Origin of the sequence: Burkholderia sp. AU27893, from assembly GCF_002223205.1 — a bacterium.
Taxonomy (GTDB): domain Bacteria; phylum Pseudomonadota; class Gammaproteobacteria; order Burkholderiales; family Burkholderiaceae; genus Burkholderia.
Genome location: NZ_NKFD01000004.1, coordinates 1272357 through 1284336 on the forward strand (window position 1 = coordinate 1272357; position 11980 = coordinate 1284336).

The 11980-nt window shown below is 68.6% G+C and carries 8 protein-coding genes; 7 read left to right on the forward strand and 1 reads right to left on the reverse strand.

The features are described 5' to 3' along the window. The first annotated feature begins 117 nt into the window (after positions 1 to 117). The 4 genes from CFB47_RS25625 (at position 118) to CFB47_RS25640 (ending at position 4697) form a co-directional block, all read left to right on the forward strand. Positions 118 to 765: a LysE family translocator gene (locus tag CFB47_RS25625; protein ID WP_089462699.1), complete on the forward strand. Its 648-nt coding sequence runs from the start codon at positions 118 to 120 to the stop codon at positions 763 to 765. Between the two features lie 122 nt (positions 766 to 887). Then, complete coding sequence (kch, locus tag CFB47_RS25630; protein ID WP_089463549.1) at positions 888 to 2063, forward strand: voltage-gated potassium channel protein; 1176 nt, start codon at positions 888 to 890, stop codon at positions 2061 to 2063. A 61-nt stretch (positions 2064 to 2124) separates the two neighbouring features. Continuing rightward, positions 2125 to 2556, forward strand: coding sequence for a YqaA family protein (locus tag CFB47_RS25635; protein WP_089462700.1), 432 nt, complete (start codon positions 2125 to 2127; stop codon positions 2554 to 2556). A gap of 158 nt (positions 2557 to 2714) precedes the next feature. After that, a complete protein-coding gene (locus CFB47_RS25640; RefSeq protein ID WP_089462701.1) occupies positions 2715 to 4697 on the forward strand; it encodes a methyl-accepting chemotaxis protein in 1983 nt (660 codons plus the stop codon). A gap of 36 nt (positions 4698 to 4733) precedes the next feature. Here the strand turns inward: CFB47_RS25640 and CFB47_RS25645 are convergent, their stop codons facing one another. After that, a complete protein-coding gene (locus CFB47_RS25645; RefSeq protein WP_089462702.1) occupies positions 4734 to 6389 on the reverse strand; it encodes an acyl-CoA synthetase in 1656 nt (551 codons plus the stop codon). 168 nt (positions 6390 to 6557) lie between these two features. On the opposite strand from CFB47_RS25645, the gene CFB47_RS25650 reads away from it, so the two are divergent. From CFB47_RS25650 to CFB47_RS25660, 3 genes are all read left to right on the forward strand, one after another. Continuing rightward, positions 6558 to 7313, forward strand: coding sequence for a Crp/Fnr family transcriptional regulator (locus CFB47_RS25650; RefSeq protein WP_179258981.1), 756 nt, complete (start codon positions 6558 to 6560; stop codon positions 7311 to 7313). A 228-nt stretch (positions 7314 to 7541) separates the two neighbouring features. Next, positions 7542 to 10709 carry an efflux RND transporter permease subunit gene (locus CFB47_RS25655; protein ID WP_089462703.1) on the forward strand — a complete coding sequence of 1056 codons (3168 nt, stop codon included), beginning with the start codon at positions 7542 to 7544 and terminating at the stop codon, positions 10707 to 10709. A gap of 36 nt (positions 10710 to 10745) precedes the next feature. Next, positions 10746 to 11975: an efflux RND transporter periplasmic adaptor subunit gene (locus tag CFB47_RS25660; protein WP_089442575.1), complete on the forward strand. Its 1230-nt coding sequence runs from the start codon at positions 10746 to 10748 to the stop codon at positions 11973 to 11975. Positions 11976 to 11980: the final 5 nt, after the last annotated feature.

The following is an 11980-nucleotide window of genomic DNA, read 5'->3' on the forward strand; positions in this document are numbered from 1 at the left end:
CACGGCCGCAATCACGAGTTGCGGTGCCAGCCGGCAGGCATGCGATTCCCCGCCGCCCGCGCGCCTATCCGGCCGCGCGGCTTCGGCGCCCGTGTTCCTGTTCCTGCCCTACCCGTCATGTCGTTCAGGCTTTACCTCTCGTTTCTCGCGGCTTCCGCCGTTCTCGTCTACGCCCCCGGCCCCGTCAACCTCCTCACCATGAACCAGGCGCTACGCGCCGGCTGGCGCCGCGCGCTGCCGTGCGTCTGGGGCGGCACGCTCGCCGTGCTGCTGCAACTCGCGCTGACCGCGCTGTGCCTGAATTCGCTCGTGCATCTCGACGAGCGCGCGCTGACCGTACTGCGCTGGGCCGGCGCGGCCTACCTCGTGTGGCTCGGCTGCAAGCAATGGCTCAGCCGTACGCCGGCCGGCGCACCCGCCGCCTCGGCCGGCCCCGCCGGAACGGCCGCGCCCGACCCCGACTCGCACCGCGCACTGTTCTGGCGCGGCGTGGCGACCTCGGGCCTGAATCCGAAGACGCTGCTGTTCTTCCCGTCGTTCTTCCCGCAGTTCATCAGCCCCGGCGCCGACTGGAGCCTGAACCAGCAGTTCCTGCTGCTCGCGGCGACGTTCGCGGTGCTGTTCGCGGGCGGCGTCGCGTCGATGGCGCTGTTCTCGCACCGGCTGAGCCGCGCGCTGCAGCGGCCCGCAAGGATGCGCGCGATGAACCGCGTGACGGGCGGGCTGCTCGTCGGAATGGGCGCGATCATGGTCGGCTGGAACTGACAGCGGCCGGGCGGCCGGCTTCATCGCGGCCGACGCCACGCCCCTCGAAAAAGCAGCCGATTGCCGAATGCTTTAGGGTAGCGGCTGTTTCGTTGGACATGCCCGGCCAGCCGGGCGACTGGATGAAGCCCCTCACTCCCCGCCTGCGGCGCCTGTTCGCGCCGATCGGCCTGCACTGGTATCTCGCTCTCCTCCTCGCGCTCGACGCGCTCATGGTGCTGCGCCCCGTCATCGAGCATGCCAGGCTCGGCGTGCATCACGCGTGGCTCGCCGATGCGCTGAACCTCGTCGACAACGCCGGGCTCGTCGTGTTGCCGCAAGTGGTCGTCGCGGCCGGCCTCGCGACGATGGCCATCGGCATCGTGCTGCGCGCCCGCGTCGCGTGGGTGCTGTCGATCCTGCTGCTGGTCGCGGCCGCCGCGATCAGCGTGCTCGGCGGCTACCGCAGCCACGCGGTGTTCGTCTATACGGCCGTGCTGGTCGTCGCGCTGCTGTATTACTGGCGGCACTTCGACCGCGCGAGCGTCGCCGCAAGCAGCCTGTTCGCGTTGCTGAGCATCGTGTCGCTGCTGATCTACGCGACCTTCGGCGTGCTGTATCTCGGCGACGAATTCACGCCGCCCGTCCACGATCTCGCCACGGCCGTCTATTTCTCGATCGTGTCGATGTCGACGGTGGGCTACGGCGACATCGTTCCGCATGCGCCGACCGCCCGCCTGTTCACCGCATCGGTGATCGTGCTCGGCATCACGGTGTTCGCGACGTCGATCAGCGCGGTCGTCGGCCCCGTGATCGGCGGCAATCTCAAACGGATCGTCAAGGGAGGCATTTCGAACGTGATCCGCAAGCATCACTACCTGATCGTCGGCGCGACACCCGTCGCGCATGCGGTGCACGACGGGCTGCGCAAGCGCGGCTACGCGGTGACCGTCGTCGTGCCGGCCGGCGTCGAGCACAACTATCCGGCCGCGACCGACTTGATCGTCGGCGACGCGACCGACCACGCGGTGCTGGAACGCGCCGCCGCGGCGACCGCGCGTGCGGTGCTCGCGCTGCGTTCCGACGATGCCGAGAACGCCTTCATCATCCTCGCGATCCGCGAGATCGCCCCGTCGGTACGCACGGTCGCGCTCGTGAACCAGCAGCGCAACCTCGAGCGGCTGCGCCTCTTGAAGCCCGACATGGTGTTCTCGCCGCAGCAGCTGGCGGGCGAACTGCTGGCCAGCACGCTCAACGACGAACCCGTCGACAAGTCGCTGATCTCGCACCTGCTGTTCGGCACGGCCGACGCCGCATGACCGTGTGACCGCACGACTCTGAGCCCCGGATTGGCCGGTGCGTGACCGGTACAATCGCGCGATGTCCGAATTGCTCACTTACGGCGGCCTGTTCGCCGTGTCGATGGTCGCCGCGACCCTGTTCCCGCTCCAGTCCGAAGCCGTGGTCGCCGGCCTGCTGCTCGCCGGGCGCGAACCCGTGTGGGCGCTGGTGCTCGTCGCGAGCATCGGCAACGTTGCCGGCTCGGTGATCAACTGGGCGCTCGGGCGCGGCATCGAGCACTTCCGCGAGCGCCGCTGGTTTCCCGTCAAGCCCGCCGCACTTGCGCGCGCCGAGCGCTGGTATGCGCGCTACGGCCGCTGGTCGCTGCTGCTGAGCTGGGCGCCCGTGATCGGCGATCCGCTGACGATGATCGCCGGCGTGCTACGCGAGCCGCTGCCGTCGTTCCTCGCGATCGTCACCGTCGCGAAGGTCGCGCGGTATCTCGCGATCGCGTGGCTCGTGACGCACTGACACCCGCTTCCCGTCGCCCGCCCGCGCGCCAGTCGCACCAGCTAACGTTGCCATCGACGACGCGCCGCTAAAGATTTCGCCGAAGTTGCCGTATTAACCGGACGACTAGCGGTGACGCGTGCGTTCCGCCCCCTCTCCCTCCCCACTCAGGATGTTCCATGAGATTGACTCAATTGGGCCGGGTGAGCGTCGGCGCGCGTCTCGCGGCGCTGGCGTGCGCACTCGTCGCCGTGCTGTTTACCGTGTTCGCGTGGACGCTCGCCCATTTCGCCGGCCAGCAGCTCGCTGAAGAAGCGCACATGCGGATCGTCGACAAGGAACAGTCGATCCGCGCGATGGTCGACCTGTTCGACAAGGCGCTGACCGCCGAAGCAAACCGCTCGATGTCGCTGTTCGCGAGCTTCCTGCCGCCCGATTTCACGCTCGACCCGGCGCGCACCGTCGATATCGGCGGCGTCGCCGCGCCGACCCTGCTCGCGGGCGGCCAGCCGCTCGACCTCGACTATTCGATTCCCGACCAGTTCCTGAAGAAAAGCGGCGCGATCGCGACGATCTTCGCGCGCGACGGCGACGATTTCGTGCGCATCACGACGTCGCTGAAGAAGCAGGACGGCGCGCGTGCCGTCGGCACGAAACTCGACCGGGCCGGCCCCGCGTACGCACCGCTCGTCGCCGGACGCAGCTACACGGGCCTCGCGAAGCTGTTCGGCCGGTCGTACATCACGCAGTACAAACCGGTGACCGATGCGACCGGCCGCGTGATCGGCGCGCTGTTCGTCGGCCTCGACATCGGCGCCGAACTCAAGCTCGTCGAGGATGGCATCCGCGCGTTGAAGATCGGCGACAACGGCTACTATTTCGTGCTCGATGCGTCGCAGGGCCCGTCGCGCGGCACCTTCGTCGTGCATCCGGATGCCGACGGCCAGCGTGCCGACGACACCCGCGCGCCATACGCGCAGATGCTCGCGGCCGGCCAGGGGCGGCTCGCGTACACGTCGACCGACCCGGCCGCGCACGATGGCGGCCCGACCGCGAAATTCGTGTCGTTCACGACGATTCCGCAGTGGCAGTGGCTCGTCGGCGGCATCGCGCTCGACGACGAACTGCTCGCCACCATGCGCGCCACCCGCAACCGCTTCCTGATGATCGGCGCCGTGCTCGTCGCCGCGTTCGCGACGCTGTTCGTCATCGTGGTACGCCGCGTCGTGAGCCGGCCGCTCGATGCGGCGGCACGGGCCTCCGAGCGCTATGCGGCGGGCGATCTCAGCGTGCGCATCCGGGATGGCGCGGCCACGCGCGGCCAGGCGGGCGACGACGAGATTGGCCGGCTCGTGCAGGCGGTCGACGGGATCGGCGACGGCCTCGCGCGGATCGTCGCGCAGGTGCGCAACAGCTCCGCCGACATCGCGCGCGGCACGGTCGACATCGCCGCCGGCAGCAGCGACATCGCCGCGCGGATCGCGACGCAGGCAAGCAGCGTCGAACAGACGGCCGCCAGCATGGAACAGATCACCGCCGCCGTGCAGCAGAGTGCCGAGCATGCGGCGCAAGCCAATGCGCTGGTCGCGGACGCGTCGGCCGCCGCGACGAACGGCGACGCCGCGGTGCAGCGCGTGGTCGCGACGATGGACGACATCGGCCGCGCGACGCGCCGGATCGCCGAGATCACGGGCACGATCGAAGGCATCGCGTTCCAGACCAACATCCTGGCGCTGAACGCGGCCGTCGAGGCCGCGCGCGCGGGCGAACACGGCAAGGGCTTCGCGGTGGTCGCGGCCGAAGTGCGCGCACTTGCACAGCGCAGTGCGGCCGCGGTCAAGGAGATCGACGCGCTGAGCGCCGAATCGTCGACGACCGTCGAACACGGCTACCGGATCGCGGAGGCCGCACGCGGCACGATGCGCGACATCGTCGCGCGCGTCGACCAGGTCAGCACGCTGATCGGCGAGATCAGCGCCGCGTCGCGCGAACAGTCGACCGGTATCGAGCAGGTGAACCTGGCCGTCACGCAGATCGGCGACGCGACGCAGCAGAACGCAATGCTGATCTCGGATGCCGAACGCGCGGCCGTCGCGCTGCGCGACCAGGCCGCGCACCTGTCGGACGCGGTCAGCGTGTTCCGGCTCGAGCGGAGTGTGTGACGAAACACGGATGGCCGGCCAAGGCCGGCCCATCGCCTACTTCTTGTCGTCGCCCGCCAGATCGATCGCCTTGTCCGATCCCACCGCATTGCGCAGCTGGAACTTCTGGATCTTGCCGGTCGACGTCTTCGGCAGTTCGCCGAACCGCACGGCCTTCGGCACCTTGAAGCCTGCGAGCAGCGCCTTGCAATGCGCGACGATCTCCGCCTCGGTCACGCTCGCGCCTTCACGCAGCTCGACGAACGCGCACGGCACCTCGCCCCACTTCGGGTCGGGCATCGCGACGACGGCCGCCACCGCCACCGCGGGGTGCCGGTACAGCGCATCCTCGACCTCGATGCTCGAGATGTTCTCGCCGCCCGAGATGATGATGTCCTTCTTGCGATCCTTGATCCGGATATAGCCGTCCGGCATCAGCACCGCGAGATCGCCGGTATGGAACCAGCCGCCGTGGAACGCGTCGTCGGTTGCCTTCGGGTTCTTCAGGTAGCCCTTCATGCAGATGTTGCCGCGGAACATGATCTCGCCGAGCGTCTCGCCGTCGGCCGGCACCGGCGCCATCGTGTCGGGATCGAGCACCGTCGCGCCCGCTTCCAGGTGATAGCGCACGCCCTGGCGCGCGTTGAGCCGCGCGCGCTCGTCGTCGCTCAGTGTTTCCCAGTGCGACTGCTTCGCGCACACGGTCGCCGGGCCGTAGACCTCGGTCAGCCCGTACACGTGCAGCAGGTCGAAGCCGATCTCCTTCATCTTCGCGATCACGGCCGGCGCGGGCGCCGCGCCCGCGACCATCGCGTGCACCGTGTGATCGATGCCTTCGCGGAATTCGGCCGGCGCATTCGCGATCGCGCTCTGCACGATCGGCGCGCCGCAATAGTGCGTGATGCGTTCGCGGCGGATCAGGTCGAACACCGTCTTCGCATCGAACTTGCGCAGGCAGACGTTCACGCCCGCACGCGCCGCGACGGCCCACGGGAAGCACCAGCCGTTGCAGTGGAACATCGGCAGCGTCCACAGGTAGACGGCGTGCTTCGGCATGTCCCATTCGAGGAGGTTGCTGACCGCCGCGAGATACGCGCCGCGATGGTGATAGACGACGCCCTTCGGGTCGCCGGTCGTGCCGGACGTGTAGTTCAGCGCGATCGCCTCCCATTCGTCGGCGGGCGGCGTCCATGCGTAGTCGGCGTCGCCGCTCGCGACGAGCGCCTCGTAGTCGGTTGCGCCCGCGAAGCGCGCGGGATCGGCCGGTATCGCATCGGCCACGCTGACGATCTTCAGCCCCGGCACCTCGAGCGCCGCGCGATGCGCGAACTCCGCATACTCGGTGTCGACGATCAGCACCTTCGCCTCGCCATGGCGCAGCATGAACAGCACCGACGACACGTCGAGCCGCGTGTTGATCGTGTTCAGCACCGCGCCGGCCATCGGCACGCCGAAGTGCGCCTCGACCATCGCCGGAATGTTCGGCAGCATCGCCGCGACCGTGTCGCCGCGCTCGACGCCGAGCCTTGCGAGCGCGCTCGCCAGTTGCTTCGCGCGCGTGTAGGTCTCGGCCCAGGTGCGGCGCACGTCGCCGTGCACGATCGCGAGGCGCTCGCCGTAGACTTCGGCCGTCCTGACCAGGAAGTCGATCGGGGTGAGCGGTACGTAATTCGCGTCGCGGCGGCCGAGTCCGGCCTCGAACATCTGCGTCATGATCCTGTCTCCCGTGTCCTGTCGACCGGGGCGCAGCCACCCCGGATCGTTTTGATGTGGTTCAATTGCCGACAGCCTAACGGGCGCTATTGTGAGCCGTCTGTCATCGAAACGACAGAGTGCCTTTCACGCGCTGCGCGTTATCCCTATCCTCGCAAACCCGCACCCATGCACGACCCGCTCGCCGCATCGCCCGACGCGCCCGCCCACCCGGCCGACGCCCTGCCCGAACCGGGCCCGCTGCCGGCGCTGGCCACGCTGTTCAGCCAGTGCGCGTGGTTCCGCACGCTCGCACCCGAGCACCAGGCGCTCGTGCTCGCGCAGTCGCGCGTCGAGCAGTGCGAGGCCGGCGACGTGATCGCGCATCGGCTCGCGCCCTCCGAATACTGGATCGGCGTGCACCGCGGGCTGCTGAAGCTCGCGATCTTCAATGCGTCGGGGCGCGGCTGCACGTTCTCCGGCGTGCCGTCGGGCGGCTGGTTCGGCGAAGGCAGCGTGATCAAGCGCGAGCTGCGCAAGTACGAGGTCGTCGCGATCCAGCGCTCGACCGTGCTGTTCGTGCCGGTCGACACGTTCCATGCGCTGCTCGACACGAGCCTGCCGTTCACGCGCTTCGTGATCCACCAGCTGAACAACCGGATGGGCGAGTTCATCGCGTCGATCCAGAACAGCCGGCTGCTGGACGTCGACGCACGCGTCGCGCAGGCGCTCGCGCAGCTCTTCAACCCCGCCCTGTACCCGGACACCGGCCCGTCGCTGTCGATCTCGCAGGAGGAACTGGGGATGCTCGTCGGCGTATCGCGACAGCGCATCAACCAGGCGCTGCAGCAGCTCGAGAAGCTCGGCGCGCTGCGGCTCGCGTACAACCAGATCGACGTCGTCGATCTCGGTGCGCTCGCGCGCGTCGGGATGGAGCAGATCTGAGCGCGCGCCGATGAACGGAATCGCCATCGACGCAGCATTTCCATCCGGTATCACGGCCGTTTTCCGGTCGTCACGCCGCACCGCGTTTCCTCTGCTGAATCGGCCATCGCGCGCGATGCGTCAACCTGACAATTCCGCCAGTTTCGCGACAGTAACCCGTTCCACGCCGACGCCTATCATTCGGGTTCCCTTTATCCACGCCTGATCACCGCCCGTCCCGCTGCCTCCATGTGGATCGTCAATCTCGCGCTCAAGCGCCCCTACACGTTCATCGTGATGGCCATCATGATCGTGCTGGCCACCCCGCTTGCGCTGATGCGCACGCCGGTCGACGTGCTGCCCGCGATCAACATTCCCGTGATCAGCGTCATCTGGAATTACAGCGGCTTCTCCGCGACCGAGATGACGAACCGCATCACGTCCGTGCATGAGCGGATCCTGACGACGACCGTCAACAACATCCAGCACGTCGAATCGACGTCGCTGCCCGGCATCGCGGTCGTGAAGGTGTTCCTGCAGCCGGGCGCGAACGTGCAGACGGCGATCGCGCAGACGGTGTCGTCCGCGCAGGCGATCGTGCGGCAGATGCCGCAGGGCGCGACGCCGCCGCTCGTGATCACCTATTCGGCGTCGAGCATCCCGGTGATCCAGCTCGGGCTGTCGAGCAAGACGCTCAGCGAACAGTCGCTCGCCGACATCGCGCTCAACTTCCTGCGCCCGCAGCTGATCACGGTGCCGGGCGTGCAGATCCCGTTCCCGTACGGCGGCCGCACACGCGTGGTCGCGATCGACCTCGATCCGCAGGCGCTGCAGTCGAAGGGGCTCACGCCCGCCGACATCGTCAACGCGGTCAACGCGCAGAACCTCGTGCTGCCGACCGGCACCGCGAAGATGGGCCAGACCGAATACCGGATCGACACGAACGCGTCGGCCGACACCATCGCCGACATCAGCAGCCTGCCGGTCCAGACCATCAACGGCGCGACGACCTACCTGCGCGAGGTGGCGTCGGTGCGCGACGGCTTCGCGCCGCAGACCAACGTCGTGCGCCAGAACGGCCAGCGCGGCGTGCTCATCTCGATCCTGAAGAGCGGCGACGCGTCGACGCTCAAGGTCGTGTCGGACCTGAAGGCGCTGCTGCCGAAGGTGATCCCGACGCTGCCCGAAGGGCTCACGATCACGCCGCTGTTCGACCAGTCGGTGTTCGTCAACGCGGCCGTCCAGGGCGTGATCCACGAGGCGCTGATCGCCGCCGTGCTGACCGCGATGATGATCCTGCTGTTCCTCGGCAACTGGCGCAGCACGCTGATCATCGCGATCTCGATCCCGCTGTCGATCTTCACGTCGCTGATCGCGCTGTCCGCGCTCGGCGAGACCATCAACATCATGACGCTCGGCGGGCTCGCGCTCGCGGTCGGGATTCTCGTCGACGATGCGACCGTGACGATCGAGAACATCGAGCGGCACCTGCATCTCGGCACCAACCTGCACGACGCGATCCTCGAAGGCGCCGGCGAGATCGCGGTGCCCGCGTTCGTGTCGACGCTGTGCATCTGTATCGTGTTCGTGCCGATGTTCTTCTTGACGGGCGTCGCGCGCTTCCTGTTCGTGCCGCTCGCGGAAGCGGTCGTGTTCGCGATGCTCGCGTCGTACGTGCTGTCGCGCACGCTGGTGCCGACGCTCGCGATGCTGCTGTTCCGCCCGCAGCAGGCCAGCACCGGCTCCGGCCATGCGACGTCGCGCTTCGCGCGCATCCATCACGCGTTCAACGCGGCGTTCGAGCGGCTGCGCGCGTGGTACATCGTGCTGCTCAGCATCCTGCTGGTGCGCCGCCGCTTCTACGCGATGTGCTTCCTCGGCTTCTGCGTGCTGTCGACGGGCCTCGTGTTCGTGCTCGGCCGCGACTTCTTCCCGAATGCGGATTCCGGCAACATCCGGCTGCACATGCGCGCGCCGACCGGCTACCGGATCGAGGAAACCGCGCGCCTCGCCGATCAGGTCGAGCGCGTGATCCGCGAGACCGTGCCGCCCGACGAGCTCGGCGCGCTCGTCGACAACCTCGGCCTGCCGGTGAGCGGCATCAACCTGTCGTACAGCAACGCGGGCACGATCGGCACGCTCGACGGCGAGCTGCTGATCGCGCTGAAGCCCGGCCACCGCGCGACCCAGCACTACGTGCAGGCGCTGCGCAAAGTGCTGCCCGAGCGCTTCCCCGGCGTCGAGTTCTTCTTCCAGCCGTCGGACATCATCACGCAGATCCTCAACTTCGGCCAACCGGCCGCGATCGACCTGCAGGTGCTCGGCAACGATCTCGCGAGTAACATGACTATCGCGAGCAGCCTGATGAAAAAGATCAGGCAAATCCCCGGCGCCGTCGACGTGCACGTGCTCCAACGCAACGACGAACCGACCCTGCTGGCCGACATGGACCGTACGCGCATGCAGCAGCTCAACCTCTCCGCGCAGAACGTCGCGCAGAACATGCTGATCTCGCTGTCCGGCAGTTCCCAGACCACGCCGTCGTTCTGGATCAACCCGCGCACGGGCGTCCAGTACCCGCTGCAGATCCAGACCCCGCAATACAACCTCGCGTCGGTCGACGACCTGCTCGGCACGCCGATCTCGGCGAGCGGCCGCACGGGCATGCCGCTGCAGCTGCTCGGCAACCTCGTGCAGGTGCGCAGCACCGCGAACCCGGCCGTGATCACGCACTACAACATCCGCCCGGCGATCGACGTGTTCGTGAGCGTCGAAGGCCGCGACCTCGGCGCGGTGGCCGGCGAGATCGACCGCATCGTGTCGGATGCGCGCGCGACGCTGCCGCGCGGCACCGAGCTGACGATGCGCGGCCAGATCGAGACGATGCGTACGTCGTATATCGGCCTCGGCGCGGGCGTCGCGATGGCGATCGTGCTGGTCTACCTGCTGATCGTCGTCAATTTCCAGTCGTGGCTCGACCCGCTGATCATCATCAGCGCGATGCCGGCCGCGCTCGCCGGCATCGTCTGGATGCTGTTCATCACCGGCACGCACCTGAGCGTGCCCGCGCTGACGGGCGCGATCATGACGGTGGGCGTCGCGACCGCGAACAGCATCCTGGTCGTGTCGTTCGCGCGCCAGCGCCTCGCGGACGGCGCGCCGCCGCTCACGGCCGCGCTGGAAGCCGGCGCGACGCGGATCCGGCCGGTGCTGATGACGGCGCTCGCGATGATCATCGGGATGGTGCCGATGGCGCTCGGTCTCGGCGAAGGCGCCGAGCAGAATGCGCCGCTCGGCCGCGCGGTGATCGGCGGGCTGCTGTTCGCGACCGTGTCGACCCTCCTGTTCGTGCCGCTGGTGTTCGGCGGCGTGCATGCGCGGCTGGCCCGCCGGCGTGCGCGCCAGGCCGGCCACTGACTTTCGTCCCACTACCCGGTTGATTTGGTTGAATTCATGGAAGAGAAACATCACAGCGCCGTCGGCATCCAGGTGGACGAACACGGCATGCACCTGCCGACACGGTCGTCGGTGTCGCGACGCGGGAAAATCGTCCTGGTCGTGATCGGCGTGCTGCTGGCCGCCGGCGCGGCGCGCACGATCGTCGTCAACGTGCTGAACCACAGCCGGCTCGACGCGGTCGCCGAGCAGAACACGCGCCAGTACGTGACCATCGCGCATCCGGTCGATGCGGCCACCGGCGGCAAGCTGACGCTGCCCGGCACGCTGCGCGGCTTCGTCGAGGCGCCGATCTATGCCCGCGCGAGCGGCTACGTGCTGCGCTGGCAGGCCGACATCGGCGCGCACGTGAAGCAGGGCCAGACGCTTGCCGAACTCGACACGCCCGAGCTGAACCAGGAACTCGCGCAGGCCACCGCGCAGCGCCAGCAGGCGCAAGCCGCGCTCGCGCTCGCGAAGACCTCGTTCGACCGTGCGCAGCAGTTGCGCCAGCGCGATGCCGTCTCGCAGCAGGAACTCGACGACCGGCAAGGCGCGTTCAACCAGGGCACCGCGAACCTCGCCGCGGCCGATGCGAACATGCGCCGCCTCACCGAGCTGAAAGGCTTCCAGCGGATCGCCGCGCCGATCGACGGGATCGTCACGCAGCGCAACGTCGACGTGGGCGATCTCGTCAGTTCCGGCAACGCGGGCCGCTCGCTGTTCACGGTCGTGCAGGCCGACCGGCTGCGCCTCTACGTACAGGTGCCGCAGGCGTACGCGCAGCAGGTGAAGGTCGGCCAGCACGTGAGCGTCGCGCAGGCCGAGCTGCCGGGCCGGACCTTCGACGGGACGGTCACGCGCACGTCGGAGGCGATCGACGTCGCGACGCGCTCGCTGCAGATCGAGATCACGCTGCCGAACCCGGACGGCCGGCTGCTGCCCGGCGCGTACGTGCAGGCGACGTTGCCGATGACGCCGGTCGGCCGCCTGCAGGTGCCGGCCAATACGTTGCTGTTCCGCGCCGAAGGCCCGACGGTCGCCACCGTCGACGCGAACGGCCAGGTACGCCTGAAGCAGGTGACGGTCGTGCGCACGATCGGGCAGACGCTCGAAGTCGACGGCCCGCTCACGCCGAACGACCGCCTCGTCACGAACCCGAGCGACGCGCTCGCGAACGGCGACCCGGTGATCGTCACGGCGCCGGCCGCCAAGCCGGCCTCCGGCGCCGCGGAGGCGAAGTCGTGATCGCG

What these genes read in the sequence shown, in the direction of transcription:
- CFB47_RS25625 (WP_089462699.1), top strand. Translation starts at nt 118, where the DNA reads ATGTCGTTCAGGCTTTACCTCTCGTTTCTCGCGGCTTCCGCCGTTCTC.
- kch (WP_089463549.1), top strand. Translation starts at nt 888, where the DNA reads ATGAAGCCCCTCACTCCCCGCCTGCGGCGCCTGTTCGCGCCGATCGGC.
- CFB47_RS25635 (WP_089462700.1), top strand. Translation starts at nt 2,125, where the DNA reads ATGTCCGAATTGCTCACTTACGGCGGCCTGTTCGCCGTGTCGATGGTC.
- CFB47_RS25640 (WP_089462701.1), top strand. Translation starts at nt 2,715, where the DNA reads ATGAGATTGACTCAATTGGGCCGGGTGAGCGTCGGCGCGCGTCTCGCG.
- CFB47_RS25645 (WP_089462702.1), bottom strand. Translation starts at nt 6,389, where the DNA reads ATGACGCAGATGTTCGAGGCCGGACTCGGCCGCCGCGACGCGAATTAC.
- CFB47_RS25650 (WP_179258981.1), top strand. Translation starts at nt 6,558, where the DNA reads ATGCACGACCCGCTCGCCGCATCGCCCGACGCGCCCGCCCACCCGGCC.
- CFB47_RS25655 (WP_089462703.1), top strand. Translation starts at nt 7,542, where the DNA reads ATGTGGATCGTCAATCTCGCGCTCAAGCGCCCCTACACGTTCATCGTG.
- CFB47_RS25660 (WP_089442575.1), top strand. Translation starts at nt 10,746, where the DNA reads ATGGAAGAGAAACATCACAGCGCCGTCGGCATCCAGGTGGACGAACAC.